The sequence below is a fragment of the Pseudomonas sp. Tun-23181 genome (assembly GCF_057415455.1).
Window position 1 is genome coordinate 2,534,257 of record NZ_CM171630.1, and the last position, 25,336, is coordinate 2,559,592.

Genomic DNA, 25,336 nt, shown 5'->3' on the forward strand with positions numbered 1-25,336 from the left:
ACTTCATCCCACTTTCTGCCACTTGCGCACACTATAGGAATCCGTCCGCTGCACCGTCAAGGCACGTTCATAAGGAAATCCCTTACAGGACGGCGATTTAGCTCAACATAGGAAGGAGGAAGGACTACAGGGAGAAAATTCTGGAGGGAAAAATCAAGCGCACTCAGTTGGATAGCCCACCAAGTTAAAGTGATTTATTAAGAGTAAGATTTTTTTGGTATTACCAGGACACATCTGCTATCGATTCAAGCAGGAGAAGGAGGTGGAGAGTCGATCTATAAGCCGGGTTCTGTCGAGGACAGTCATTCCTCTACGACGGCCATCACTGGACGCCTTTAGCAACCTACCCGGTTCCGACGCGGGCCACGCCGTATGGAACCCTATTTGGTCTTGCTCCGAGTGGGGTTTACCTAGCCACGAACTGTTGCCAGCCGTGCGGTGCGCTCTTACCGCACCTTTTCACCCTTACCGGCACCGAAGTGCTTAGGCGGTTGTTTTCTGTGGCACTTTCCGTAGGCTCGCGCCTCCCAGGCATTACCTGGCACTCTGCCCTATGGAGCCCGGACTTTCCTCCCCCTTCTTTTGCGGAACAAAAGAAGGCAGCGACTGTCCAATCGACTCTCCGCCGACAAGGTTAACGGCACGCGCGCCCAAGAACAAGTGATACGGTAAACAATACCAAAAAGCCACTATTTGACTTTCTGTTTATCCAGGGCCATTTGATACAGCAGGTTCTTGCGCACACCCGTGATTTCCGCCGCCAGGGCAGCCGCCCGCTTCAGCGGCAATTCCGCCAGCAAAAGATCCAGCACGCGCTGTGCCTGGGCGCTGATCGCCTGGTCGTCCTCGGGCGCACTCCACCCCCCCACCAGCACCACGCACTCGCCCCGCTGCTGATTGCCGTCGCCCGCGACGAAGGCACGCAGTTCGCCCAATGGCAGGCCCTTGAGGGTCTCGAAGGTCTTGGTCAGTTCACGCCCCAGCACCGCCGGACGCTCCGCGCCGAAGACCGCCTCCATGTCCTCCAGGCACTCGAGGATACGATGCGGCGCCTCATAGAAGATCAGCGTACGCGGTTCTTCCTTTACCTGCTCCAGACGCGCACGACGCCCGGCGGCCTTGGCCGGGAGAAAACCTTCGAAGATGAAGCGGTCCGACGGCAGGCCCGCCGCCGACAATGCTGTGATCAGCGCGCAGGCGCCGGGCACCGGGACCACCCTCACCCCCGCCGCACGCGCCTGGCGCACCAGGTGGTAGCCCGGATCAGAGATCAACGGCGTGCCGGCGTCGGACACCAGCGCCACATCGTCCCCGGCCAGAAGACGGGTGATGAAACGCCCGCCTTCGTCGCGCTCGTTGTGCTCATGACAGGCCGCCAGCGGCGTGTCGATGCCGAAGTGCTGCAGCAGGCGTACCGAGTGACGGGTATCCTCGGCGGCGATCAGGGCCACGTCCGCCAGCACCTTCAGCGCCCTGGCGCTCATGTCGTCGAGGTTGCCGATCGGCGTCGCGACGACATAGAGCGTACCCACCGTGGATTTCGAAGTCCCTGCACCATCACTCACTGCGCACACCTGCCTTTCGGATCAAAGGCGCCATTGTAGCCCGAGTGCCAGGGCGCTGTACGGCCAATTCAGCGCCCGTCCCCATGCCCCGACCACGCGGACCTTGCGCAACATGGCGCAAGGAACTTCGCGGCCATCCCCTGCCAGGCGACCTATAGTGAAGGATCGACGTCAGCAAGATCGCGCCCTGGCCGACGCTTGGGTACAATTGCCGGCCAACTTGATCGAGTAACAGGACCTTTACATGATCGCTTGCCTGCGGCTGCTCACAGCCCTCTGCCTCGCTGCCCTGCTGGCAGCCTGCGCCAGCTCGCCCTCATCCAGCCTGGGCGAACTGCCACGCACCCCGGATGCCAGCATCGAGCAGTTGCTCGACAAGGCCGCCACCAGCAAGTCCGCGGAAGATGCCGCCCTACTGCGCCTGAGCGCCGCCGACATGGCCTACCGGCAGAAGGACTACCCGCGCGCCGCACGCATCCTCGAACAGGTTCCCCTGGATGGGCTCAAGCCTGCCCAGCAGGTGTTCGCCAGCACCCTGGCCGCCGAGCTGGCCATGAGCCGCAACCAGCCCAAGGCAGCACTGGACGCCCTCTCCCACCCGAGCCTGCAGCGCCTGGGCGAACTGCCGCAAGCGCAACAGGCACGCACCTACAGCGTCCACGCCGCCGCCCTGGAAGCCGACGGCCAGGCCCTGGCCGCCGCACAGCAGCGTGTCCTGCTCGCCCCACTGCTCGAAGGCCAGGCAGCCGAAGCCAACCATGACGCCATCTGGGCCCTGGTCGCGTCGCTGCCGGCCGAGCAACTGCAGCAGCCGGCCAGCGACGAGACCCTGGCCGGCTGGACCAGCCTGGCCCTGGCGGTGAAAAGCGCCGGCACCCTCGAGCAGCAGCAGGCTGCCATCGACACCTGGAGCGCGCAGCACCCGAACCATCCGGCCGCCCAGCAACTGCCGCTGGCCCTGGTCAAGCTCAAGGAGCTGGCCAGCCAGCCGCTGACCAAGATCGCCCTGCTGCTGCCCCAGGAAGGCCCGCTGGCCGGTGTGGCCCGTGCCCTGCGCGACGGCTTCATGGCCGCCCACTTCCAGGCCCAGCAGTCCGGCCAACCGGCCCCGGCCGTGCAGGTCTTCGATAGCTCGCGCATGACCTCGCTCGATGATTTCTACAACCAGGCCCAGGCGGCCGGCGTACAACTGGTGGTGGGGCCACTGGAAAAACCGCTGGTGAAGAAACTCGCCGCCTACCCGCAGTTGCCGATCACCACCCTGGCACTGAACTACGCCGATGCAGGCCAGCAGGCGCCAGCACAGCTGTTCCAGTTCGGCCTCGCCGCCGAGGACGAGGCCCGCGAGGTCTCGCGCCGCGCCCGCGCCGACGGCATGGTCCGAGCCGTGGCCCTGGTCCCCAGCGGCGAATGGGGTGAGCGCGTGCTCGCCGCCTTCCGCCAGGACTGGGAAAGCCATGGCGGCACCCTGCTGGCCGCCGAACGCATTGCCCAGCCGGTCGCCCTGGCCCAGCAGATCGCCGACCTGTTCCAACTGCGCCAGAGCGAAGGCCGCGCCAAGAGCCTGCAGAGCACCGTGGGCGGCACCATCGCCGCACAACCGTCGCGCCGCCAGGACATCGACTTCATCTTCCTCGCCTCCACGCCGCAGCAGGCACAGCAGATCAAGCCGACCCTGAACTTCCAATACGCCGGCGACGTGCCGGTCTATGCCACCTCGAACCTGTACAGCGCCAGCGGCGACGTCAACCAGTACAACGACATGAACGGCATCCGCTTCTGCGAGACGCCATGGCTGCTCGACAACACCAACAGCCTGCGCCAGCAGGTGGTCCAGCAATGGCCCCAGGCCGCCGGTAGCCTCGGCCGCCTGTATGCCATGGGCGTCGATGCCTACAGCCTGGCGCCGCGCCTGGGCCAGCTCAAGGCCCTACCGGACAACCGCATCGAAGGCCTTTCCGGCAGCCTGAGCATGAACGCCAGCCAGCGCATCGAACGCCAGCTGCCCTGGGCGGAGTTCGCTGGCGGCCAGGTCAAGCGCCTCCCGGATACACCGCGCTGATGCCCGACGCATCGCCTTCGAGCGCCGGCGCAGCCGCAGAAAACCACGCCCTCGACTTCCTTCGGGGGCGTGGTCTGCAACTGCTGGCACGCAACTGGCGATGCAAGGGAGGCGAGCTCGATCTGGTCATGCTCGACGCCGATACAGTAGTATTCGTCGAAGTCCGCTACCGGTTGCACGCGGCCTTCGGCGGCGCCCTGGGCAGCATCGACGGGCGCAAGCAGAAACGACTGGCGCTTGCCGCCAACCTGTTCCTGCAGAAGGAGTCCCGCTGGGCCAAGCATCCCTGCCGCTTCGACGTCATCGCCCTGCAGGGCAGGCACCATGCAGGCCAACCGCTGCAATGGCTGAAAAACGCCTTCGAATGCTGAACCCATTCCGATTTTTTTGCTCTATGTTTCGCGGGCAGGTCACCGTCGCGCGTCGCGCCGGCCACCGCCCCTCTTAAGGTCACACCAGATGGACATGCAATCCCGAATTCGCCGGCTGTTCCAGGCCAGCATCGACACCAAGCAACAGGCAATGGACATCCTGGCACCGCACATCGAGCAGGCCAGCCTGGTCATGGTCAATGCCCTGCTCAACGAGGGCAAGATGCTCGCCTGCGGCAACGGTGGCTCGGCTGGCGATGCCCAGCATTTTTCCTCGGAGCTGCTCAACCGTTTCGAGCGCGAACGCCCGAGCCTACCGGCCATTGCCCTGACCACCGACAGCTCGACCCTCACCTCGATCGCCAACGACTACAGCTACAACGAAGTCTTCTCCAAGCAGATTCGCGCCCTGGGCCAACCGGGCGACGTGCTGCTGGCGATCTCCACCAGCGGCAACTCGGCCAACGTGATACAAGCGATCCAGGCCGCGCACGACCGCGAGATGACCGTCGTGGCATTGACCGGGCGAGACGGCGGCGGGATGGCTTCGCTGCTGCTGCCCGAAGACGTGGAGATCCGCGTGCCAGCGAACGTCACCGCGCGAATCCAGGAAGTCCACCTGCTGGCGATCCATTGCCTGTGCGACCTGATCGACAGCCAACTGTTCGGGAGTGAAGAATGATCCCCAAGCGCCTCGGCCTGATGGCCCTGACCCTGTGCCTGAGTGTTTCCGGCTGCAGCTCGGTACTGACCTCTGCACGTAACTCGCCGATCGAAGATGATCGCGGCACCCGCACCATCGGCAGCAAGATCGACGACTCGCTGATCGAGACCAAGGTCTCGGTCAACGTCGCCAAGGCCAACCCCGACCTGGACAAGGGTTCGCACATCGTCGTCAGCAGCTACAACGGCGTTGTCCTGCTCGCCGGCCAGACCCCTCGCGCCGACCTCAAGAGCCTGGCCGAGCAAACCGCCAGCCAGGTGCAGCGGGTCAAGAAAGTGCACAACGAACTGCAGGTCATGCAGCCTTCCTCGATCCTGGCCCGCAACAACGACGCCTGGCTGACCACCAAGATCAAGACCCAGATGCTGGCTGACGCCAACGTTCCAGGCTCGCGCATCAAGGTGATCACCGAGAACGGCATCGTCTACATGCTGGGCCTGGTGACCCAGAAGGAGGCCACCGCCGCCACCAACGTGGTACAGGGCGTGTCTGGCGTGCAGAAGATCGTCAAGCTGTTCGAGTACATCGACTGACGACAGCGAAGCTACATCGGGGCTGCTTCGCAGCCCCCTCCCTGGATTACAAGACCTGCTTGACTGGCCGGTCTTGGTCCAGGGTCGCCTTCCAGGTTACTTGACCACCTTCAGGCTTGGCCTGCCACTCGGGCGTGGCGGCTGACCACCGCCCTCGGGCGGGCCGTCGTCATCCGGTTCGACATCGTCTTCCAGCTCGTCGCTGTCCATCAGCGGCGGCTCGAGCTCGAACACCATGCCCTGGCCATTCTCCCGGGCATAGATACCCAGGATCGCGCCCACTGGCACGAACAAGGAATGGGCCACGCCACTGAAGCGGCCCTCGAAGCTCACCGCGTCATTGTCCATGTGCAGGTTGCGCACGGCGTTGGGGGAAATGTTCAGGACGATCTGGCCGTCGCTGGCGAATCCCTGAGGCACCTGGACTGCCGGGTACTCGGCATTGACCAGCATGTGGGGGGTGCAATCGTTGTCGACGATCCACTCGTACAGCGCACGAACCAGATAGGGGCGACTGGAGTTCATCAACGGCTCCTTAAACCTTGCGCATTTCACGTTCAGCAGCGGACAGGCTCGCCTGGAAAGGCTCGCGGGCGAACTGTCGCTCCATGTAGTCCAGCAGCGGCTTGGCCTGCCGCGGCAAGTCGATACCCAGTACCGGCAACCGCCATAGTATGGGCAGTAGACAACAGTCGACCAGACTTTGCTCCTCACTCATGAAACAAGAAAACTCGCCGAACAGCGGGGAGACACCTGTCAGGCTTTCACGTAGCGCCTTGCGCGCCTCGGCGCGCGCAGCCTCGCTGCTGCGCGGATCCAGCACGGTATCCGCCAGCGAACACCAGTCGCGTTGGATGCGATGCATCAGCAAACGGCTGTTGCCCCGAGCCACCGGGTAGACCGGCATCAACGGCGGATGCGGATAACGTTCCTCGAGGTACTCCATCACCACGGTCGACTCGTACAGCGCCAGGTCTCGATCGACCAGGGTCGGCACGCTGCCATAGGGGTTCACCTCGACCAGCCCGGGCGGCAGGCGGCCGGGATCGACGTCGATGATCTGCACACTGACGCCTTTCTCCGCGAGAACAAGGCGTACCCGATGAGAATAATGGTCAGCGGGGTCGGAATAGCAGGCTAACCTGTTGGTCGCGCCCATGTAGCTCCTCCTCGCATGGGAATGCTTGTGAAACTGCAAATGCAAACGCGCCCTGAGGAGCCCTCCGCTGTCGCGGGGAGCGCCCCAGGGCGCGTTCAACTACCAGCAAAAACTACTGCGTGATCAATGCACGTCCTTCCAGTATTCGCGCTTGAGCAAATAGGCGAATACGAAGAAGAAAGCCAGGTACAGCAACACATAGGTACCGATGCGCTGGCTCTCCAGTTTGACCGGGTTGGCCGAATAGGCCAGGAAGGTCACCAGGTTCTTGACCTTCTCGTCGAACTGCTCAGGCGTCAGGGTACCGGAATTCGGCTCGATGGTCAGCTGGTCGCAGGCTTCATGGGTCAGCGGGCTGCCCGTCAGCGGGTCGAACTGCTTCTTGCCATCGACCACGGTCTGCACCTGCTTGCAGCCGATCACCTGGTTACCCTGCAGGCCAACCAGCACGTTGGGCATGCCGACGTTCGGGAACACCTTGTTGTTCACCCCATAAGGACGCGACTTGTCCTCGTAGAAGCTGCGCAGGTAGGTGTACAGCCAGTCGTTGCCGCGCACCCGGGCGACCAGGGTCAGGTCGGGCGGCGCCGCACCGAACCAGACCTTGGCATCGTCGGGCTGCATGCCGATCTGCATGTGATCGCCGATCTTGGCGCCGGTGAACACCAGCTTCTCGAGCATCAGCTCGTGGGGAATGCCCAGGTCATCGGCGACCCGCTCGTAACGCTGGAACTTGGCGCTGTGGCAACCCATGCAATAGTTGGCGAAGGTACGCGCACCGTCTTGCATGGCGGCCTTGTCGGTCAGGTCGATATCGACCTTGTCCAGCTCCAGGCTCTGCTCCGCGGCGAAGGACAAGGCAGGCATCACTGCCAGGAACAATACTGCAATAAGCTTTTTCATCAGCCAGTCACCCTTTCCGGAACCGGTTTGGTCTTCTCGAGCCTGGTGTAGAACGGCATCAGGAGGAAGTAGGCGAAATACAGCACGGTGCAGACCTGCGACAGCAAGGTCCGGCCCGGCGTAGGCGCCAGCACACCCAGCACACCCAGAATCACGAAGGCCACGCAGAACACCAGCAGGAACAGCTTGCTCAGCCAGCCCTTGTAGCGCATGGAGCGCACAGGGCTGCGGTCAAGCCAGGGCAGCACGAACAGCACGGCGATCGCGGCGCCCATGGCGATGACGCCGAACAGCTTGTCGGGGACCGCTCGCAAGATCGCGTAGAACGGCGTGAAGTACCAGACCGGCGCGATGTGCTCGGGGGTCTTGAACGCATTCGCCTGTTCGAAGTTCGGTTTCTCCAGGAAGTAGCCGCCCATCTCCGGGAAGAAGAACACCACGGCACAGAAGACGAAGAGGAACACCACGACGCCGACGATATCCTTGACGGTGTAGTACGGATGGAAGGGAATGCCGTCGAGGGGCACGCCGTTCTCGTCCTTGTTCTTCTTGATGTCGATGCCGTCGGGGTTGTTCGAACCCACTTCGTGCAACGCCAGGATGTGCAGCACCACCAGCCCGAGGATGACGATCGGCAAGGCGATCACATGGAGGGCGAAGAAGCGGTTCAGGGTGATGCCGGAGATCAGGTAGTCACCCCGGATCCACTGGGTCAGGTCGTCGCCGATCAGCGGGATGGCGCCGAACAGCGAGATGATCACCTGGGCGCCCCAGTAGGACATCTGGCCCCAGGGCAGCAGGTAACCCATGAACGCCTCGGCCATCAACGCCAGGTAGATCAGCATGCCGAACAGCCAGACCAGCTCGCGCGGCTTCTGGTACGAGCCGTAGAGCAGGCCGCGGAACATGTGCAGGTAGACCACGATGAAGAACGCCGAAGCGCCGGTGGAGTGCAGGTAGCGCAGGATCCAGCCGTACTCCACGTCACGCATGATGTACTCGACCGAGGCGAAGGCCTCTTCCGCCGAGGGCGTGAAGCTCATGGTCAACCAGACGCCGGTGACGATCTGGTTGACCAGCACCAGCAGGGCCAGGGAGCCGAAGAAGTACAGGAAGTTGAAGTTCTTGGGCGCGTAATACTTGCTCAGGTGGTCTTCCCACATCTTGGTGGCGGGGAAGCGAGCATCAATCCAGTCCATGAACTTGCTCATCATGCGTTCTCCTGATCGACGCCGATGACGATGATGTCGTCCGACTCGTAAGAGTGCGGAGGCACTGGCAGGTTGAGGGGTGCCGGCTGGGCCTTGTAGACACGGCCGGCCAGGTCGTAGTGCGAACCGTGGCAAGGGCAGAAGTAGCCGCCGACCCATTTCGGCCCGAGGTCGGCCGGCGCGACTTCAGGGCGGAAGGTCGGCGAGCAGCCCAGGTGGGTGCACAGGCCGACGAGGACAAGGATCTCGGGCTTGATCGAGCGGTTTTCCGGGTCGACATAGGTCGGCTGATCCGAGGCCTTGGACTCGGGATCGGAGAGCTCTCCGGCGATTTTCTTGAGGTTTCCGAGGATCTCTTGCGTTCGCCGCACGATGAACACCGGCTGGCCACGCCACTCAGCGACCATCTGCTGGCCCGGCTCGACCTTGGCGATATTGACCTTCACCGGTGCACCTGCGGCTTTCGCCTTGGCACTGGGAAACCATGACCCCACGAACGGTACCGCAGCCCCCACTGCCCCCGCCGCCCCGACCACGGATGTCGCGGCTACGAGGAAGCGGCGCCGGCCTGCGTTGACGCCGTCATTGCTCATTCAGTCCTCTCCCATCAGCTTGCTTGGCCTGTTGGATCAGGCCTCTACTTAGGTAATGTCTGTGGCACTAAAAATTGGCCGCAATGGTAAGGAACAAATCCACACACTGACAAGGTGATTACCCCCCAGGCGGGCTGCAACCCTCGCTTTGCTTGATCTGCGTCTATGCGGCAAGTTGTCACTGACATGCTGACAGGTTAGTCCAAGCCATAAAAAAAGCCCGGCTCCAAAAGGAACCGGGCTTCTTCGACTGCCGAAGCGAAATTAACGCTTGGAGTACTGAGGACGCTTACGCGCTTTACGCAGACCCACTTTCTTACGCTCGACTTCACGAGCGTCGCGGGTGACGTAGCCAGCACGGCGCAGGGCGCCACGCAGGGACTCGTCGTAGTCCATCAGGGCGCGGGTGATACCGTGACGGATCGCACCGGCCTGGCCGCTGACACCACCACCGACGACGGTGACGTAGATGTCGAACTTTTCAACGGTCTCGGTCAGCTCCAGCGGCTGGCGAACAACCATACGAGCGGTTTCGCGGCCGAAGAAGGTGTCCAGAGGACGGTTGTTGATGGAGATGTTGCCAGTGCCCGGACGCAGGAAAACGCGAGCGGTTGCGGTCTTGCGACGGCCAGTGCCGTAATTTTGAGTCGCCGACATAATGAACTATTCCGTTAAATCTTCAGTTCTTGAGGCTGCTGAGCAGTGTGAGGGTGAGCTGCACCCGCATAGACTTTCAGCTTACGGTACATGTCGCGACCCAGCGGGTTCTTAGGCAGCATGCCTTTGACCGCGGTCTCGATGACACGCTCAGGGGCCTTGGCGATCAACTTCTCGAAGTTGATTTCCTTGATACCGCCCGGGAAACCGGAGTGGGAGTAGTACATCTTGTCCGAAGTCTTGGCACCAGTGACACGTACCTGCTCGGCGTTGATGACGACGATGTAGTCGCCGGTGTCAACGTGAGGGGTGTATTCTGGCTTGTGCTTGCCACGCAGGCGACGAGCGATTTCGGTAGCCAGACGACCCAGGGTCTGACCAGCGGCGTCAACTACGTACCAGTCGCGCTTTACTGTTTCCGGTTTAGCAGTAAAAGTTTTCATTCTTTAAAGCCTCAGAGGCCGCCCAGCGAAAATAAGACGGCGAATCTTACTGGATAGTGCACCACTTGACAAGTCAAGCGCGCAGCCGCATACGGACGCTATTGGGGGCTCGGGTCGGCGCATCCAATATCCGGCTAGGGTTCCTCGCTGCCCGGTGGTGCATCACTTCCACCGCGCGCAGAGGGGCAGGATTATCCAGATTGCGGAAAAAATTTCAACCTGCTTTGATGGCCTTATTTGACCAGGGAGACCGTCACCCATGGAATACCGCCAGCTCGGCCGAACCGACCTGAACGTCAGCGCCCTGTGCCTGGGCACCATGACCTGGGGCGAGCAGAACGACCAGGACGAGGCCTTCGCCCAGATCGCCCTGGCCAAGACCAACGGGGTCAACTTCATCGACACCGCCGAGATGTACCCGGTACCGCCACGCCCCGAGACCTACGCCGCCACCGAGCGCATCATCGGCAACTGGTTCGCCCGCCACGGCGACCGCGACGACTGGATCCTGGCCAGCAAGGTCGCCGGCCCGGGCAACGGCATCAGCCACATCCGCGACGGCCAGCTCAAGCACAACCGCCAGCACATCGTCGCCGCGCTGGACGAAAGTCTCAAGCGCCTGCAGACCGACCGCATCGACCTGTACCAGTTGCACTGGCCCGAGCGCAGCACCAACTTCTTCGGCAAGCTGGGCTACCAGCACCTGCCCCAGGACCATTTCACCCCACTGGAAGAGACCCTCGAGGTGCTCGACGAACAGGTGCGTGCGGGCAAGATCCGGCACATCGGCCTGTCCAACGAAACCCCGTGGGGCACCATGAAGTTCCTGCACCTGGCAGAAAGCCGGGGCTGGCCGCGCGCGGTGTCGATCCAGAACCCCTACAACCTGCTCAACCGCAGCTTCGAGGTGGGCCTGGCGGAGGTGGCGATCCGCGAGCAGTGCGGCCTGCTGGCCTACTCGCCGCTGGCCTTCGGCATGCTGTCGGGCAAGTACGAGAATGGCGCCCGACCGGAGAAAGCACGCCTGACCCTGTTCAGCCGCTTCGCCCGCTATTCCAACCCGCAGACCGTGGCGGCCTGCAGCCGCTATGTCCAGCTGGCCCGCGAGCATGGCCTGGACCCGGCGCAGATGGCCCTGGCCTTCGTCACCCGCCAGCCGTTCGTGACCAGCAACATCATTGGCGCGACCTGCGTGGAGCAACTGCAAAGCAACCTGGATAGCCTGGCCTTGAACCTCAGTGACGAGTTGCTGGCGGCGATCGAGGCGATCCACCAGGAGCAGCCCAACCCTGCGCCCTGAGCCCAGCGACAAGTTATCAGCGGCAAGAAAAAGCAGACCGTGCCGCCCCAATGCCAGTCAGTGAAGACTTCCCACCGCCATTTGGGGCCGCTTCGCGCCCCATGTCGCTTGACTGACGGGCTACGCCGGCCTGCTTTTTTCCTGCCGCTTGCCGCTGACAGCTTGCAGCTAGCCGAAAAACATAAGACGATCCAGCCGGTGATTGACCACTCTACCCTATAAGAACAATGACAATGATGTTTACCCAACCCTCCGCGTCCCTGCGTCGCGTCAGCATCCTGGCCATCGACAAGGTGTTCGCCTCGACCCTCATGCAGGCCAAGGACTTCTTCCACCTGGCCAGCCTGCGCTACAGCAAGCAACTGGGGCTGGGCCTGCAACCGATGTTCGATATCCACCTGGTCAGCCCCGACGGCCAGCCAGTGGACAGCTTCAGCAATGTGCAGGTGCCGGTCGACGGCGGCCTGGACGATGCCGACGTGATCATCCTCCCGGCCTTCTGGGACGACTTCGACAACCTCCAGCAACGCTACCCCCAGGTCCTGCCCTGGCTGCGCGAACAGCATGCCCGTGGCGCCGTGCTCTGCGGCGAGGCCAGTGGGGTGTTCTGGCTGGCCGAGGCCGGCCTGCTCGACGGCAAGGAAGCGACCACCTACTGGCGCTTCTTCGACAGTTTCGCCGAGCGCTTCCCCAAGGTACGCCTGAACCAGGACAAGCACCTGACCGACGCCGACAACCTCTATTGCGCCGGCGGCACCACCTCGGCCTGCGACCTGTACATCTACCTGATCGAGCGTTTCTGCGGGGCCAACGTCGCCCGCGCCGTGGCCCGCGACATCCTCTACGAAGTGCAGCGCAGCTACACCCCAGGGCGCATGGGCTTCGGCGGGCAGAAGCTGCACCAGGACCTGATCATCCTGCAGATCCAGCACTGGCTGGAGGAGCACTTCGCCGACAAGTTCCGCTTCGAGGACGTGGCCCGCAACCACGGCATGAGCATCCGCAACTTCATGCGTCGCTTCCAGAGCGCCACCGGCGACAAGCCCTTGCACTACTTGCAGCGCCTGCGCATCGAGACGGCCAAGGGCCTGCTCTCGAGCACGCGCAAGAGCATCAAGACCATCAGCTACGAAGTGGGCTACGACGACGCCAGCTTCTTTGCCCGCCTGTTCCGCCAGCACACCGAGCTGTCGCCGAACCAGTATCGGCAGCAGTTCATGCAGGAGGCCTGATACACAACTGCAAGCTACAAGCCGCAAGAAAAAGCAAAAGCCAGAACAGCGCACGGCTGCTCTGGCTTTTTCTTGAAGCTTGAAGCTCGAAGTTGCCCGTCAGGGCTTGTGCGCCCGTGACAGGAACTCGTGGGACTGCATCTCCAGCAGGCGGCTCAGGGTGCGCTGGAACTCGAAGCTCAGGCGCCCGCCGGTGTACAGGTCCTTGAGCTCCACTTCGGCCGAGATGATCAGCTTGACGTTGCGGTCGTAGAACTCATCCACCATGTTGATGAAACGGCGGGCGATGTCGTCGGTGGTCACACCCATCTGCTCGACATTGCTCAGCAGCACGGCGTGGAAGATCTTGCCCAGCTCGATGTAGTCGTTCTGGCTGCGCGGGCCGTCGCACAGGGCACGGAAGTCGAACCAGGCGACGTCGTCGCAGGTGCGCACGGCCTGGATCTCGCGGTTCTCGATCACCAGCACGTCATTCTCGACGGCCTGGGTGCACTCCGGCGTCAATGCCTTGAAACTCTGGCGCAGGCTTTCGTGCGCCGCGTCGTCGAGCGGATAGTGGTACAGCTCGGCCTGCTCCAGGTGACGCAGGCGGTAGTCGACCCCGCTGTCGACGTTGACCACTTCGGTGTTCTGCTTGATCAGGGCGATGGCCGGCAGGAAGCGCGCACGCTGCAGGCCATCCTTGTACAGGCCGTCGGGGACGATGTTGGAAGTGGCCACCAGGGTCACGCCGTTCTTGAACAGCTCTTCCATCAGGGTGCCGAGGATCATCGCGTCGGTGATGTCGGAGACGAAGAACTCATCGAAGCAGATCACCTTGGCTTCCTCGGAGAAACGCTTGGCGATGATGGTCAGCGGGTTCTTCTCGCCCTTGAGCGATTTCATTTCCTCGTGCACACGCTTCATGAAGCGGTGGAAGTGGGTGCGCATCTTCTGCTTGAACGGCAGCGCCTCGAAGAAGGTGTCCACCAGGTAGGTCTTGCCCCGGCCGACCCCGCCCCAGAAATACAGGCCCTTGACCGGCGCCTGTTCCTTCTTGCCGAACAGCTTGCCGAACACGCCCGGCCTGTTGTTCTGCGCCGCCAGCAGATCGTCGTACAGGCGCTGCAGGTGACGCACCGCCGTTTCCTGTGCCGCGTCATGGAAGAAGTCGGGACGTTTGAGATCTGCTTGATATCGTTCTAGGGGCGTCATAATTCGTTAGCGAGGTAACAAAAAGCGGGCCGTCACTGTAGCGACCGGCCCGCATAATGGCAATCAGACTTGCGGCGAAATGCCTCAGTCCTGCTGGGGTTGCAGCGCGGCGCGCAGGCTCTGGATGGCCGCATCGCGCGCCTCGGCGTCGGCGAACTGCGGCCCGTCGGCAACCTGTTCGCCATCGAGCCACAGGGAGAAGCCCAGGCCTTCGACACGCACGTCGGCCTCGCCCCCCTGTTGCAATTGCTTGCTCACCACGCCTGCGCTCTTGCCGTCGGCGAAGCGGCGCGACAGCAGCAACTGCTCGCCATCGGCGGCCAGCAGGCGGAAACGGAAGCTGCCGTCGTCGTCGCGGAAGCTGACGAAGCGGGCGCTCTTGGCGGCCTTCTTCTTCACTTCGCTGCCGGCCTGCACGATGGCGCGGAACGAACGCAGGCCCACGGCCTCGCGCAGTTGCTCGAGGAACGGCGTGGCGGTCTTGCGCGCCTTGGCGGCGCCGGCCAGGAGGATGTCTTCCAGGTCGGAGGGCCGGGCGATCAACTGGTGATAGCGCTCGCGGGCCTCGCCCAGTTGGTCGTCGAGCAGTTGGAACAGGCGCTGCTTGGCCTCGCCCCAGCCCAGGCCCTGGAGCAGCTCTTCACGGAACCCGGCGGCCTGCGCCGGCGTGGAGAAGGCCTGGAACAGGGTGAACAGGTGCGAATTGTCCGGGTCTTTCGGCTCGCCGGGTGCGCGCGAGTCGGTGACGATGCGCGAGATGGCATCCTTCATGTCCTTGGCGCTGGTGAACAACGGGATGGTGTTGTCGTAGCTCTTGGACATCTTGCGACCGTCCAGGCCCGGCAGGGTCGCCACGCTTTCCTCGATCACCGCCTCGGGCAGGACGAAGAAGTCCTTGCCCTGGCCGAACAGGTGATTGAAACGCTGGCCGATATCGCGGGCCATCTCCACGTGCTGGATCTGGTCGCGGCCGACCGGCACCTTGTGGGCGTTGAACATCAGGATGTCGGCGGCCATCAGCACCGGGTAGCTGTACAGTCCCATGGTCACGCCGGCGTCCGGGTCTTCGCCGTTTTCCAGGTTCTTGTCCACCGAGGCCTTGTAGGCATGGGCGCGGTTGAGCAGGCCCTTGGCGCTGACGCAGGTCAGCAGCCAGGTCAGCTCGGGGATCTCGGGGATGTCGGACTGGCGGTAGAAGGTCACCTTGTCCGGGTCCAGGCCGCCGGCCAACCAGGTGGCGGCGATTTCCAGGCGCGAACGCTGGATGCGCAGCGGGTCGTCGCACTTGATCAGGGCATGGTAGTCGGCCAGGAAGTAGAACGAGTCGGCGCCGGGCTGCTGGCTGGCGAGGATCGCCGGGCGGATGGCGCCGGCGTAGTTGCCCAGGTGCGGGGTGCCGGTGGTGGTGATACCGGTGAGGATACGCGTAGTCATGGGTTATCGCTTGATCAGGCTAGGCTCAGTTCGAAAGACGCGGCAGCACCAGATCCTTCAGATCGGTCAGCTTGCCATGGAAGAAGTGTCCGCATTCTGCCACTTTCAGCAGCTCATGGGGGCGCGACAGGGTGTCGGACCATTCGTAGACCAACGGCGGATCGACGACTTCGTCGGCGTCCGGCTGCACCACCGTCAGCGGGCAACGCTGCGGCAGCGGGAACTGCTCGTTCAGGCGCATCACCGCCGGGGCGATCATGAACAGGTGCTGCAGTTGCACCGCGTCGGCCTCCAGGCGCCCGGCCAGGCTGGCCGCGACGAAACCACCGAAGGAGAAGCCCATCAGCACCAGGGGCAGTTCGGGGTGCTTGGCCCGCAGCCAGGCCGCGGCAGCCTGGGCATCGGCCACCTCGCCGGCGCCCATGTCGTGGCTGCCGGCGCTCTGGCCGACGCCGCGGTAGTTGAAGCGCAGGGTGACGTAGCCGGCATCGCGGGCGGTGCGTTGCAGGGTCGAGACCACCTTGTTGAGCATGGTGCCGCCCTGGACCGGGTTGGGGTGGCAGATCAGCACGGCACCACGGGCATCGGCCACGTCCAGGTACAAGGCTTCCAGCTGGCCGCTGGGGCCATCGATGAACAAGGGGGTTTCGCGGATAAGCAAGGCACTACTCCGTGACCCGGGGGTGGGTCGACTCGTCTAGCTGAGGAATTCTGTTCTGAAATATTTGCGATCGCTCGCGGTATACAGCGCAGGTCTGAGCCGTTAACGTAAAGCAAAGCCGTTTATAGAGGAAGGACTCGTGGAACTCTCGCTCCTTGTTTGGTTGTTGCCGACCCTGGCCCTGGTCGTCGGCGTGGTGGTCGGCTTCGTGGTGGCCCGCCTGTTGCCCAACGCCGCGCCGAGCAGCACCCAACGCCAGCTGGACGACATCCAGCAGCGTTTCGACAACTACCAGAACGAAGTGGTGACCCACTTCAACAGCACTGCCGCGCTGGTCAAGAAACTGACCCAGAGCTACCAGGACGTCCAGGACCACCTGGCCGATGGCGCCAACCGCCTGGCCCTCGACGAGCTGACCCGCCAGCGCCTGCTGGCGGCCCTGCACTCCGAAGCGGCCCAGGGGCCTCGCGATCGCCTGACGCCACCGAAGGACACCGCCGAAGTGCCGCGCGACTATGCGCCCAAGTCGCCGAACTCACCGGGCATGCTCGATGAGAGCTACGGGCTCAAGCGTTGAAATGACTGGAATGCAGAAGGCCTCGTAAGAGGCCTTTTTTAGGGTTGCTCGCCTGCCCTGGCCCACTCGCGGGCAAGCCCTCATGTCAGTCGACCAAGGTTTTACAGCCGCCATTTGCGCCGCTTCGCGCCCCATCGCCGGCAAGCCGGCTGCCACAGGAGCTTGTGGTGCGCACGAATCAGGGCTCGATCACCGATACCAAGGTGCATCGACCTGCTCCACCTGATACCGCCCCCGCGCCTGCTCCAGCACCTCCTCGCCCAACCGCCCCTGCCGCACCAGGCTGTAGAGCGCCGCCAACACCACGCTGTAGCGATCCACCTCGAAGAACCGCCGCAACTGCTGACGCGTATCGCTACGCCCGAAGCCATCGGTCCCCAGCGTCATGTAGGGCGCCTGCACATACTCGGCGATCAACTGCGGCCAGGCCCGCGCATAGTCGCTGGCGGCAATCACTGGCGCATCCCCCTGCAGGCAGCGGCGCACATGGCAGTCTTCTTCATCCCCCTTGCCTTGCATCGCCGCCCGCTGCACATCTCGCGCCTGGCGCGCCAACTCGCTGAAACTGGTGACGCTGAACACCTCGCTGTCGACCTGCCATTCGAGGGCCAGCAACTCGCTGGCAGCGATCACCTCGCGCAGGATCGCTCCCGACCCCAGCAAACGCACCCGGCCCCGTGGTTGCAAGGCCTGCTGCCGGGCGAAGCGGTACATGCCGCGCAGCACATCGTCCCGTACCGCCTCCGGCAACGACGGTTGTGGATAGTTTTCGTTCATCACCGCCACATAGTGGAACTCGTCTCTCTGCTCCACCAGCATGCGCCGTGCCGCATGGTCGAGGATCACCGCCAACTCGCCGGCGAAACACGGGTCCCAGGCCCGGCAGTTGGGCACCAGGGCCGCCATCACCAGGCTGGAGCCATCCTGGTGCTGCAGGCCTTCGCCTCCCAGGGTGGTGCGCCCGGCGGTCGCCCCCAGCAACAGGCCACGGGCGCGCTGGTCGGCGGCGGCCCAGATCAGGTCGCCGACCCGCTGGAAGCCGAACATCGAGTAGTAGATGTACACCGGCAGCATCGGCTCGCCGTGCACCGCATAGGCCGTCGCCGCCGCGATCCATGACGAGATCGCCCCGGCCTCGGTGATACCCTCCTCCAGCAACTGGCCGTCGCGGGCCTCCTTGTAGGTCAGCAGCGAACCGGCGTCCTCGGGCTCGTAGCGCTGGCCGCAGGCCGAGTAGATGCCGATCTGGCGAAACAGGCTGGCCATGCCGAAGGTGCGCGCCTCGTCGGCGACGATCGGCACCACCCGAGGCCCCAGTTGCGGTGCCTTGAGCCAATGGCCGAGCAGGCGCACGGCCGCCATGGTGGTGGACATCTCCTTGTTGTCGGCCTGCAGGGCGAAGCCTGCGCAATCCTCCAGGCTTGGCAGCGGCAGCGGCCGGCAGTCCGTGCGCCGCACCGGCAACGGCCCGCCGAGCGCCGCGCGACGCTGGCGCAGGTAGACCATCTCTGGGCTGTCCTCGGCCGGGCGGTAGAAGCGCAACTGCTCCACCGCCTCGTCGGAGAGAGGCAAGTGGAAGCGGTCGCGAAACGCCAACAACGCCTGGACGTCGAGCTTCTTGGCCTGGTGCGCGGTCATTCGCGACTCGCCGGCACTGCTCATGCCATAGCCCTTCTTGGTCTTGGCCAGGATCACCGTCGGCCGTCCCTTGCAAGCCTTGGCTGCTGCATAGGCCGCATGCAGCTTGCGAAAATCGTGACCGCCGCGCTTGAGGGCATTGATCTCGTCGCAGTTCATGTGCGCCACCAGGCGCTGCAAGGCCGGATGCTGGTTGAAGAAGTGCTCCAGGTTGTAGGTGCCGTCCTTGGCGCCGAGGGTCTGGAACTGCCCATCCGGGGTCGCGGCCAACTGGCGCAGCAGCGCGTGTTCGTGGTCGCGAGCGAACAGCGCATCCCATTCCGAGCCCCAGAGCACCTTGATCACGTTCCAGCCGGCCCCGCTGAACAAGGCTTCCAGCTCCTGGATGATCTGGCCATTGCCGCGCACCGGGCCGTCCAGGCGCTGCAGGTTGCAGTTGACGATGAACGTCAGGTTGTCCAGGCCTTCCCGCGCGGCCAGGGTCAGACCGGCGATCGACTCCGGCTCGTCCATCTCACCGTCGCCGAACACGCCCCAGACATGCCGTGCGGATGTGTCGAGCAGGCCACGATGCTGCAGGTAACGCATGAAGCGCGCCTGGTAGATGGCATTGAGCGGCCCGATGCCCATGGAGCCGGTGGGGAACTGCCAGAACCCGGGCATCAGCCAGGGGTGTGGATAGGAGCACAGGCCGTCGCCTGCGACCTCCTGGCGATAATTACCCAGTTGCTCTTCGCTCAAACGCCCTTCGAGAAACGCCCGGGCATAAATGCCCGGTGCCGAATGGGGCTGGAAGAACACCAGGTCACCGGTGCGTCGTGCGCCGTCACCTTCGCCACGGAAGAAGTGCTGGAAGCCCACCTCGAAGATCTCCGCCGCCGAAGCATAACTGGCGATATGCCCACCCAGCTCGCCATAGGCGTGATTGGCCCGGACCACCATGGCCAACGCATTCCAGCGCAGGATGCTGGTGATGTGCTCATCGAGCTCCAGATCGCCGGGATAGGTGCCCTGCTGCTCCACCGGCAAGGTGTTGCGGTAGGCGGAAAACGGCTGGGCTTCGCGCGCCAGGCCCAGTTCCAAGGCATGGGCCTGCAGCCGCTGCAGCAAATAGCGCGCCCGCGCCGGGCCACAGTGGGCCAGGGTCGATTCGAGCGCCTCGCACCACTCGGCGGTTTCCGCCGGGTCACTGTCCAGGTCTTCGCCCTGAGGCGTCAACGGCTCGTTGGCGTTCATCATCGCGTCCAATTCCGCTGCAGGTTCATCAGGCACAGGCCTTCAGTGCCTGGGCAATATCGGCAAGCAGGTCCTCGATGTCTTCCAGACCCACCGACAAGCGCACCAAACCTTCGGAAATCCCGTGATGAGCCCGCTCCTCAGGGGTATAGCTGGAATGGGTCATGCTCGCCGGGTGCTGCGCCAGCGACTCGGCATCGCCCAGGCTCACCGCCCGGCTGAACAGTTGCAGGGCGTTCATGAAGCGCCGCCCGGCCTCGATCCCGCCCTTGAGCTCGAAGGCGATCATCCCGCCCGGTAGGCGCATCTGCCGCCGGGCCAGTGCGTACTGGGCGAAGGCCGGCAGGCCCGGGTAATGGATCAGTTCCACCTGGGGTTGGCGCGCCAGGAACTCGGCCGCCTGCTGGGCATTGCCGCAGTGGCGGTCCATGCGCAGGGCCAGGGTCTTGATGCCACGCATCAGCAACGCGGCATCGTGGGGCGAAAGAACCGCACCGGTCATGTCCTTGAGCCCTTCCAGGCGGATGCGATCCAGTAGCGCCTTGCGCCCCACCACCAGGCCGGCAGTGATGTCCCCGTGGCCGCCCAGGTACTTGGTCGCCGAATGCACCACCAGGTCGGCCCCCAGTTCCAGTGGGCGCTGCAGGTACGGGGTGCAGTAGGTGTTGTCGACCACCACCTGGATATCCTGGCCACGGACGGCGTCGGCCACGGCGGCGATATCCACCAGTTGCATGTTGGGGTTGGCTGGGGTTTCGAAGTAGATCATCCGCGTCCTTGGCGTGATGGCCGCCTTCAGTGCCTTCAGGTCGTTGAGGTCGACGTGCTTGATCTTGACACCGAACTCGCCGATGCCGTGGTGCAGGTAGGCGAAGGTGCAGCCGTACAAGGTACGCCCGACGATCAACTCATCACCTGGGCGCAGCAGGGTCCACAGGGTCGAGGTGATGGCACCCATTCCCGACGCCAGGGCCAACCCGGCTTCCCCTCCTTCCAGCGAGGCCATGCGCTGTTCCAGCAGGGCCAGGGTCGGGTTGGAGATGCGGCTGTAGAAGTGCCCACCCTCTTCGCCGGCGAAACAGGCGGCACCGTACTCGACGGTGGGGAAGGCATAGGTAGCGGTCTGGTACACCGGCGGTACCAGCGCACCACCATGGGAGAGCGGGTCATAGCCGTGGTGGATGGCCCGTGTGGAAAAACCGCTGTTGTTGTTGGAGTCGCGCATGGCAACAGTCTCTGGTGGTTTGTTATAAGCTTATGCCACCGACCTACCCGGTTTTTTCCAAAGTTGCCCACGCGATGGCGCATCTTTTGGAATGAAAACAACAAATACAGAACCAGGAGGGCAAACCATGCCTTCGAGCCTCGACCGCACCGATCGCGCCCTGCTCGCCGCCCTGCAGGACAACGCCCGCCTCACCGTTTCCGAACTGGCCGACCAGGTCGCCCTGACCACCTCGCCCTGCTGGCGGCGAGTCAAGCTGCTGGAAGACAACGGCTACATCACCGGCTACCAGGCCATTCTCTCGCCCAAGTCCCTGGGCTTCGGCGTCACCGCCTTCGTCAGCATCATGATGGAAACCCACACCAAGGACGTGGCCCGCGCCTTCGAACAGCGGCTGATGGAGATTCCCGAGATCGTCGCCTGCCACAACATCTCCGGGCGGTATGACTTTCTGCTGGAGATCCTGGCGCGGGACCTGGAGTCGTTCGGGGCGTTCGCGCGGGAAGTGCTGCAGTCATTGCCGGGGGTGAAGGAGATCTATTCGAGCTTTTCGTACAAGGCGGTGAAGGAACGGCGGGTGATTCCGGTATCGGAGAAGCATATTTGAGGGTGCCTGACGAGAGCGTCAAGCCGGGGAAGCAAGCGCGACTCAATCATTACCAATAGTCTGCCCACTCTCGCCTCTCAGAGGGTTACCACCGATTCTGGTGGTATTCAGAAGCCCACGGTTCGAGCCTGGGAGCGCTGTAGGAGTCGGCGAGAAGGTAACAGGGATTTGGCTTGGAGAAACCACTCGCGGAGAGGGCGCGCCAATAGTACATGATGGAGATATTCATCTCGGCTCTGCAAGCTTCGTGCTTCACCATACCATTCCAATCAGCGAAGGTGGCGGAGTATACGACATGGATAACATCAAAGTCGGTGACCCCGCTGGCCTACAACCGAATTCATTACGGAGAAAAGCAATGATTTTCAAGGAAAAGCTTAGTGACTACACGGAGCAAGAATTTCTTGATTTTCTGAGTGAAATTGACAGGGCCAACGAGAATGAACCCGAGGAGGCACTAGTACCATTACTACAGCACTTTAGAAAAATCACAGAGCACCCTGCCGGCACCGACCTGCTTTACTGGCCAGAATCAAATGAGGCTGGCGAGCCAGAGCAGATTCTCATAATTGTCAAGGAATGGCGACGAGCAAATGGCAAGGATGGCTTCAAGCCTTCGTAACAACCGTCGAACAACGACCTCGCTTCGGCGGGGTCGCATATCGTTCAATCGACAAGAATTTTCCTACAGAAACGCTGAAATTTCCCCACCAAGCCAGGCAAGCAGGAAGTACTCTCCGGTGTTGGGCCTGCGAAGATAAATCGGATGAAGTGTTAGTACCTTCGATCCAGTATTTCGAGCGCGTCACTGAGCATCCGGCAGGCAGCAATCTATTTTTCTACCCGGAAAGCAAAGATCAAAGCTCCCCAGAAAAATCCTTACTTGCTCAAGGAGTGGCGGCAAGCAAACGGCAAGGAAGGCTTCAGAGCACCGTAACCAACTTTATCCGGACCCTAAGAACTCACCTACCAACGGCGGTGCTTTCCGAAGGAGGTTCTGGAAAGCCGTTGCAAATGACCCTGAGCTTTCTAAGCAGTTTGACGATGAAAGCTTGCTCCGAATGAAAAAGCATGGATATGTACCGAAGGTGCCCTATGGTGATCACTATATTAATCCGGCGACCTTCATACTTCATCACAGCACGCCAATAAGCGAAAATGGGGGAGTCTATGACATGGACAACCTTAAAATCGTAACACCACTCGATCACAACACAATTCACTACGGAGAAAAGCAATGACCCACAAAGAAAAACTCAGCGACTACACAGAAAAAGAGTTTCTAAACCTAGTACACGAAATATACAAAGCCAACGAAAACGAACCAGATCACATACTATCTCCTTTACTAATACATTTTGCGAAGATCACTGAACACCCATCTGGCTACGATCTACTTTACAGGGTAGATTCTAAAAAAAATGACAAACCAGAAGAAATTCTAAAAATTGTAAAGGAGTGGCGACTAAGAAATGGGAAAGATGGCTTCAAGCCTTCATAACAACCATTGAACAGCGACCTTGCCTAGTGGAGGTCGCTTTTTCCCAATCGTTACGAATTTTCCTACAGAAATACTGAAATCTCCCTCCCAAACCATAGGCAAGCAGGAAGTACTCCCCGGTGTTGATCGAGTCTAAGAGTAGGCCCTTGCAGTGGATAGGCAGCTTTCTTGAGGTCGTGCCGTTATCGTTCACTGGGCTGCTGGGTGTGCTGGTTTCGTTTGCCTACAACCATGGTGAAATCCTAGGGTATGTATCGATACTTCTGTATTTATTATCAATTTTCCTGATGACGATCGGATGGCGGCGTTCCAGAACGATATAAAGTCCGCGTTAGTAAATGACGCTGCTCACTTCGGATCCCAGGACTGCTTCGCGCCCCAAACGACAGTTGAGCATCGAGATTGGTGCAGACTTCCGTCAGCCAATGGACGATGAGGATGCAGAAATAGAAAGCCCTGCCGAAGCAGGGCTTTCTCGTTCAGGTCAAGCGCACTTGACTGTCTGAACGCATGGCACAGTGTAATGCACGCAACGCCTGCAAACGCTGAAATAGCCAGGGCCGCTCTGCAACACCCATCACGCCAAATCAGCGTTCCTCATGCAGCCTCAGAGCGCACCACGCTGACGCAGTACCTCCAGCACCTGCTTCACGCCTTCCTCCACGCTGGTGGTCTGGGTGTCGATCACCAGGTCCGCATCCAGCGGTACATCGTATGGGAAGCTCTCGCCCGGGATGTTATCGCCAGCGGCGGCGTACAGGCCCTGCGGGTCGCGTTCGCGGCAAGCCTGTGGCGAGGCCTGGACGTAGACGGTCACCAGGCGCTCCTTGCCGATCAGTGCCTTGGCCTGTTCGCGGCCTTCGGCATCCGGAGCGACGAACGCGGCCAGGGTCAGCAGGCCAGCTTCGTTGAACTGGCGCGCCACATGGGCGGCGCGGCGCCAGTTCTCGGTGCGACCGGCACGGTCCTGTGGCAGGCCCTTGTTCAGGTCATGGCGCAGGTTCTGGCCGTCGAGCACGTAGACCGCACGGCCCATGTCGAACAGCTTGCGCTCCACGGCATAGGCCAGGGTGCTCTTGCCGGCGCCGGACAGGCCGCTGAACAGCACGGTCGCCGGCTGCTGGCCAAAGCGCAGGGCACGTTCCTCGGTGGAAACGTGGGCCAGCTTGCCATGGTGGCCGGTGCTGCCGTGCGGCAGTACCGGCGGGGCGATGATCATGCCGGCGCCGACGGTGCCGTTGGTCAGGCGATCGATGACGATGAACGCACCGGTGGTGCGGTTGCTGTCATAGCCGTCCAGGGCGATGGCGGCGTCCAGGCTGACCTTGACCCGGCCGATCTCGTTCAGCTGCAGGGCACTGGCCGCGCCCTGCTCCAGGGTGTTCACATCGACCTTGTGGGTGATGCTGGCGATAGAACCCGGCACGTAGCTGGTGGCACGCTTGATGTCGTACTTCTTGCCCGGGAGCATCGGCTCCTCGGCCATCCACACCAGCATGGCGTCGAACTGGTCGGTCACCGGCGGCACGTTGTCGGCATGCACCAGCAGGTCGCCACGGGAGATGTCGATCTCGTCTTCCATGGTCAGGGTCACGGCCTGGCCGGGGCCGGCGTGCTCCAGCTCGCCCTCGAAGGTGACGATGGACTTGACTCGGCTGCTCTTGCCCGACGGCAGCACGACGATGTCGTCGCCCTTGTGCACGACGCCACTGGCGATGGTGCCGGCGAAGCCACGGAAGTTCAGGTTCGGGCGGTTGACGTACTGCACCGGGAAGCGCAGGTCGGTGAAGTTACGGTCGGCCGCCACTTCCACGGTCTCGAGGATCTCCATCAGCGCAGGGCCGGTGTACCACGGCGAACGCTCGCTGCGATTGACCACGTTGTCGCCCTTGAGCGCCGACATCGGCACGAAGTGCAGGCTCGATGGCTTGAGGTTGATGCCTTCGGCGAACGTCAGGTAGTCGGCCTTGATCGACTCGAACACTTGCTGGTCGAAGTCCTTGAGGTCCATCTTGTTGACCGCGACGACGATATGCTTGATGCCCAGCAGGGAGGCGATGAAGCTGTGCCGGCGAGTCTGGGTCTGCACGCCGTAGCGGGCATCGACCAGGATGATCGCCAGGTCGCACGTCGAGGCACCGGTGGCCATGTTGCGGGTGTACTGCTCGTGGCCCGGGGTGTCGGCGATGATGAACTTTCGCTTGGCGGTGGAGAAGTAGCGGTAGGCGACATCGATGGTGATGCCCTGCTCGCGCTCGGCCTGCAGGCCGTCGACCAGCAGCGCCAGGTCCACGTCTTCGCCGGTGGTGCCGACTTTCTTCGAGTCGCGGGTGATGGCCTCGAGGTGGTCCTCGTAGATCATCTTCGAGTCGTGCAGCAGGCGCCCGATCAGGGTGCTCTTGCCGTCATCCACGTTACCGCAGGTGAGGAAACGCAGCAGTTCTTTGCGCTCGTGTTGAGCGAGATAAGCGAGGATATCTTCGCTGATCAAATCGGATTGGTGCGACATG

25 protein-coding genes, 1 other RNA gene and 1 pseudogene are annotated in these 25,336 nt (G+C 62.4%); 12 read left to right on the top strand and 15 right to left on the bottom strand.

Annotation, left to right across the window (positions count from 1 at the left end; all coding sequences use genetic code 11):
• Nucleotides 1–262: 262 nt before the first annotated feature.
• Nucleotides 263–622, bottom strand: an RNA gene (rnpB, locus tag ACDI39_RS12100) — RNase P RNA component class A.
• Between the two features lie 67 nt (nt 623–689).
• Nucleotides 690–1,484 carry a 16S rRNA (cytidine(1402)-2'-O)-methyltransferase gene (rsmI, locus tag ACDI39_RS12105; protein WP_253167782.1) on the bottom strand — a complete coding sequence of 265 codons (795 nt, stop codon included), beginning with the start codon at nt 1,482–1,484 and terminating at the stop codon, nt 690–692.
• A 325-nt stretch (nt 1,485–1,809) separates the two neighbouring features.
• Here rsmI and ACDI39_RS12110 point away from each other — a divergent pair, with 325 nt between their 5' ends.
• The 4 genes from ACDI39_RS12110 to ACDI39_RS12125 all read left to right on the top strand — a co-directional run bounded on the left by ACDI39_RS12110 (nt 1,810) and on the right by ACDI39_RS12125 (nt 5,255).
• Entirely contained in the window at nt 1,810–3,627 is a 1,818-nt protein-coding gene (locus ACDI39_RS12110) for a penicillin-binding protein activator (RefSeq protein ID WP_225789402.1), read from the top strand.
• Entirely contained in the window at nt 3,627–3,998 is a 372-nt protein-coding gene (locus ACDI39_RS12115; RefSeq protein ID WP_225789403.1) for a YraN family protein, read from the top strand. The genes ACDI39_RS12110 and ACDI39_RS12115 overlap by 1 nt, the downstream gene beginning before the upstream one ends.
• Nucleotides 3,999–4,086: 88 nt before the next feature.
• A complete protein-coding gene (locus ACDI39_RS12120) occupies nt 4,087–4,680 on the top strand; it encodes a phosphoheptose isomerase (RefSeq protein WP_225789404.1) in 594 nt (197 codons plus the stop codon).
• Nucleotides 4,677–5,255 carry a BON domain-containing protein gene (locus ACDI39_RS12125; protein WP_225789405.1) on the top strand — a complete coding sequence of 193 codons (579 nt, stop codon included), beginning with the start codon at nt 4,677–4,679 and terminating at the stop codon, nt 5,253–5,255. The genes ACDI39_RS12120 and ACDI39_RS12125 overlap by 4 nt, the downstream gene beginning before the upstream one ends.
• Nucleotides 5,256–5,351: 96 nt before the next feature.
• On the opposite strand, the gene ACDI39_RS12130 is transcribed toward ACDI39_RS12125, so the two are convergent.
• The 7 genes from ACDI39_RS12130 to rplM form a co-directional block, all read right to left on the bottom strand.
• Nucleotides 5,352–5,780 (bottom strand): ClpXP protease specificity-enhancing factor, encoded by a 429-nt coding sequence (locus tag ACDI39_RS12130; protein WP_225789406.1) that lies wholly within the window; start codon nt 5,778–5,780, stop codon nt 5,352–5,354.
• 10 nt (nt 5,781–5,790) lie between these two features.
• Entirely contained in the window at nt 5,791–6,414 is a 624-nt protein-coding gene (locus ACDI39_RS12135) for a glutathione S-transferase N-terminal domain-containing protein (RefSeq protein ID WP_225789407.1), read from the bottom strand.
• Nucleotides 6,415–6,537: 123 nt separating this feature from the next.
• Complete coding sequence (locus ACDI39_RS12140) at nt 6,538–7,317, bottom strand: cytochrome c1 (protein WP_225789408.1); 780 nt, start codon at nt 7,315–7,317, stop codon at nt 6,538–6,540.
• On the bottom strand, nt 7,317–8,528 hold the full coding sequence (locus ACDI39_RS12145; protein WP_225789504.1) for a cytochrome b: 1,212 nt from the start codon (nt 8,526–8,528) through the stop codon (nt 7,317–7,319). The genes ACDI39_RS12140 and ACDI39_RS12145 overlap by 1 nt, the downstream gene beginning before the upstream one ends.
• Nucleotides 8,528–9,121, bottom strand: coding sequence for a ubiquinol-cytochrome c reductase iron-sulfur subunit (gene petA, locus ACDI39_RS12150; protein ID WP_225789409.1), 594 nt, complete (start codon nt 9,119–9,121; stop codon nt 8,528–8,530). Before petA ends, ACDI39_RS12145 begins: the two co-directional genes overlap by 1 nt.
• A gap of 264 nt (nt 9,122–9,385) precedes the next feature.
• Nucleotides 9,386–9,778 carry a 30S ribosomal protein S9 gene (rpsI, locus tag ACDI39_RS12155; RefSeq protein WP_225789410.1) on the bottom strand — a complete coding sequence of 131 codons (393 nt, stop codon included), beginning with the start codon at nt 9,776–9,778 and terminating at the stop codon, nt 9,386–9,388.
• A 14-nt stretch (nt 9,779–9,792) separates the two neighbouring features.
• Nucleotides 9,793–10,221, bottom strand: a complete 429-nt coding sequence (gene rplM / locus ACDI39_RS12160; RefSeq protein WP_225789411.1) for a 50S ribosomal protein L13 — start codon at nt 10,219–10,221, stop codon at nt 9,793–9,795.
• A gap of 259 nt (nt 10,222–10,480) precedes the next feature.
• On the opposite strand from rplM, the gene ACDI39_RS12165 reads away from it, so the two are divergent.
• Both ACDI39_RS12165 and ACDI39_RS12170 read left to right on the top strand, forming a co-directional pair.
• Nucleotides 10,481–11,521 (top strand): NADP(H)-dependent aldo-keto reductase, encoded by a 1,041-nt coding sequence (locus ACDI39_RS12165; protein WP_486538757.1) that lies wholly within the window; start codon nt 10,481–10,483, stop codon nt 11,519–11,521.
• 335 nt (nt 11,522–11,856) lie between these two features.
• Nucleotides 11,857–12,753 (top strand): GlxA family transcriptional regulator, encoded by an 897-nt coding sequence (locus ACDI39_RS12170; protein WP_225789505.1) that lies wholly within the window; start codon nt 11,857–11,859, stop codon nt 12,751–12,753.
• A gap of 99 nt (nt 12,754–12,852) precedes the next feature.
• Here the strand turns inward: ACDI39_RS12170 and zapE are convergent, their stop codons facing one another.
• The 3 genes from zapE to ACDI39_RS12185 all read right to left on the bottom strand — a co-directional run bounded on the left by zapE (nt 12,853) and on the right by ACDI39_RS12185 (nt 16,042).
• Nucleotides 12,853–13,947 (bottom strand): cell division protein ZapE, encoded by a 1,095-nt coding sequence (zapE, locus tag ACDI39_RS12175; RefSeq protein ID WP_225789413.1) that lies wholly within the window; start codon nt 13,945–13,947, stop codon nt 12,853–12,855.
• 84 nt (nt 13,948–14,031) lie between these two features.
• The gene (locus ACDI39_RS12180; protein ID WP_225789414.1) at nt 14,032–15,381 is read right to left on the bottom strand and encodes a tryptophan--tRNA ligase; all 1,350 of its coding nucleotides are present in this window, start codon (nt 15,379–15,381) and stop codon (nt 14,032–14,034) included.
• Nucleotides 15,382–15,406: 25 nt separating this feature from the next.
• On the bottom strand, nt 15,407–16,042 hold the full coding sequence (locus ACDI39_RS12185; RefSeq protein ID WP_225789415.1) for an alpha/beta hydrolase: 636 nt from the start codon (nt 16,040–16,042) through the stop codon (nt 15,407–15,409).
• 139 nt (nt 16,043–16,181) lie between these two features.
• On the opposite strand from ACDI39_RS12185, the gene ACDI39_RS12190 reads away from it, so the two are divergent.
• Nucleotides 16,182–16,619 carry a Z-ring associated ZapG family protein gene (locus ACDI39_RS12190; protein WP_225789416.1) on the top strand — a complete coding sequence of 146 codons (438 nt, stop codon included), beginning with the start codon at nt 16,182–16,184 and terminating at the stop codon, nt 16,617–16,619.
• Nucleotides 16,620–16,808: 189 nt separating this feature from the next.
• Here ACDI39_RS12190 and mdeB read toward each other — a convergent pair whose 3' ends face one another.
• Nucleotides 16,809–19,496 carry an alpha-ketoglutarate dehydrogenase gene (mdeB, locus tag ACDI39_RS12195; RefSeq protein ID WP_410896969.1) on the bottom strand — a complete coding sequence of 896 codons (2,688 nt, stop codon included), beginning with the start codon at nt 19,494–19,496 and terminating at the stop codon, nt 16,809–16,811.
• A gap of 25 nt (nt 19,497–19,521) precedes the next feature.
• Nucleotides 19,522–20,718 (bottom strand): methionine gamma-lyase, encoded by a 1,197-nt coding sequence (locus ACDI39_RS12200; protein ID WP_225789417.1) that lies wholly within the window; start codon nt 20,716–20,718, stop codon nt 19,522–19,524.
• Nucleotides 20,719–20,845: 127 nt separating this feature from the next.
• Between ACDI39_RS12200 and ACDI39_RS12205 the strand changes: the two genes are divergently transcribed.
• From ACDI39_RS12205 to ACDI39_RS12225, 5 genes and pseudogenes are all read left to right on the top strand, one after another.
• A complete protein-coding gene (locus tag ACDI39_RS12205; protein ID WP_225789418.1) occupies nt 20,846–21,325 on the top strand; it encodes an Lrp/AsnC family transcriptional regulator in 480 nt (159 codons plus the stop codon).
• Nucleotides 21,326–21,620: 295 nt separating this feature from the next.
• Entirely contained in the window at nt 21,621–21,947 is a 327-nt protein-coding gene (locus ACDI39_RS12210) for a bacteriocin immunity protein (protein WP_410896971.1), read from the top strand.
• Nucleotides 21,905–22,159 (top strand): annotated as a pseudogene (locus ACDI39_RS12215) (hypothetical protein); the annotation flags it as partial. The gene ACDI39_RS12210 and the pseudogene ACDI39_RS12215, both read left to right, overlap by 43 nt.
• A 41-nt stretch (nt 22,160–22,200) precedes the next feature.
• On the top strand, nt 22,201–22,566 hold the full coding sequence (locus tag ACDI39_RS12220; protein ID WP_413247289.1) for a hypothetical protein: 366 nt from the start codon (nt 22,201–22,203) through the stop codon (nt 22,564–22,566).
• Nucleotides 22,563–22,826: a bacteriocin immunity protein gene (locus ACDI39_RS12225; RefSeq protein WP_225789420.1), complete on the top strand. Its 264-nt coding sequence runs from the start codon at nt 22,563–22,565 to the stop codon at nt 22,824–22,826. The genes ACDI39_RS12220 and ACDI39_RS12225 overlap by 4 nt, the downstream gene beginning before the upstream one ends.
• A gap of 607 nt (nt 22,827–23,433) precedes the next feature.
• Here ACDI39_RS12225 and cysN read toward each other — a convergent pair.
• A complete protein-coding gene (cysN, locus tag ACDI39_RS12230) occupies nt 23,434–25,335 on the bottom strand; it encodes a sulfate adenylyltransferase subunit CysN (RefSeq protein ID WP_225789421.1) in 1,902 nt (633 codons plus the stop codon).
• Between the last annotated feature and the right edge of the window lies 1 nt (nt 25,336).

Coding starts and splice junctions, on each gene's coding strand:
- rsmI (WP_253167782.1), bottom strand. CDS start 1,484: ATGAGCGCCAGGGCGCTGAAGGTGCTGGCGGACGTGGCCCTGATCGCC.
- ACDI39_RS12110 (WP_225789402.1), top strand. CDS start 1,810: ATGATCGCTTGCCTGCGGCTGCTCACAGCCCTCTGCCTCGCTGCCCTG.
- ACDI39_RS12115 (WP_225789403.1), top strand. CDS start 3,627: ATGCCCGACGCATCGCCTTCGAGCGCCGGCGCAGCCGCAGAAAACCAC.
- ACDI39_RS12120 (WP_225789404.1), top strand. CDS start 4,087: ATGGACATGCAATCCCGAATTCGCCGGCTGTTCCAGGCCAGCATCGAC.
- ACDI39_RS12125 (WP_225789405.1), top strand. CDS start 4,677: ATGATCCCCAAGCGCCTCGGCCTGATGGCCCTGACCCTGTGCCTGAGT.
- ACDI39_RS12130 (WP_225789406.1), bottom strand. CDS start 5,780: ATGAACTCCAGTCGCCCCTATCTGGTTCGTGCGCTGTACGAGTGGATC.
- ACDI39_RS12135 (WP_225789407.1), bottom strand. CDS start 6,414: ATGGGCGCGACCAACAGGTTAGCCTGCTATTCCGACCCCGCTGACCAT.
- ACDI39_RS12140 (WP_225789408.1), bottom strand. CDS start 7,317: ATGAAAAAGCTTATTGCAGTATTGTTCCTGGCAGTGATGCCTGCCTTG.
- ACDI39_RS12145 (WP_225789504.1), bottom strand. CDS start 8,528: ATGAGCAAGTTCATGGACTGGATTGATGCTCGCTTCCCCGCCACCAAG.
- petA (WP_225789409.1), bottom strand. CDS start 9,121: ATGAGCAATGACGGCGTCAACGCAGGCCGGCGCCGCTTCCTCGTAGCC.
- rpsI (WP_225789410.1), bottom strand. CDS start 9,778: ATGTCGGCGACTCAAAATTACGGCACTGGCCGTCGCAAGACCGCAACC.
- rplM (WP_225789411.1), bottom strand. CDS start 10,221: ATGAAAACTTTTACTGCTAAACCGGAAACAGTAAAGCGCGACTGGTAC.
- ACDI39_RS12165 (WP_486538757.1), top strand. CDS start 10,481: ATGGAATACCGCCAGCTCGGCCGAACCGACCTGAACGTCAGCGCCCTG.
- zapE (WP_225789413.1), bottom strand. CDS start 13,947: ATGACGCCCCTAGAACGATATCAAGCAGATCTCAAACGTCCCGACTTC.
- ACDI39_RS12180 (WP_225789414.1), bottom strand. CDS start 15,381: ATGACTACGCGTATCCTCACCGGTATCACCACCACCGGCACCCCGCAC.
- mdeB (WP_410896969.1), bottom strand. CDS start 19,496: ATGATGAACGCCAACGAGCCGTTGACGCCTCAGGGCGAAGACCTGGAC.
- ACDI39_RS12200 (WP_225789417.1), bottom strand. CDS start 20,718: ATGCGCGACTCCAACAACAACAGCGGTTTTTCCACACGGGCCATCCAC.
- ACDI39_RS12205 (WP_225789418.1), top strand. CDS start 20,846: ATGCCTTCGAGCCTCGACCGCACCGATCGCGCCCTGCTCGCCGCCCTG.
- ACDI39_RS12210 (WP_410896971.1), top strand. CDS start 21,621: ATGGATAACATCAAAGTCGGTGACCCCGCTGGCCTACAACCGAATTCA.
- ACDI39_RS12225 (WP_225789420.1), top strand. CDS start 22,563: ATGACCCACAAAGAAAAACTCAGCGACTACACAGAAAAAGAGTTTCTA.
- cysN (WP_225789421.1), bottom strand. CDS start 25,335: ATGTCGCACCAATCCGATTTGATCAGCGAAGATATCCTCGCTTATCTC.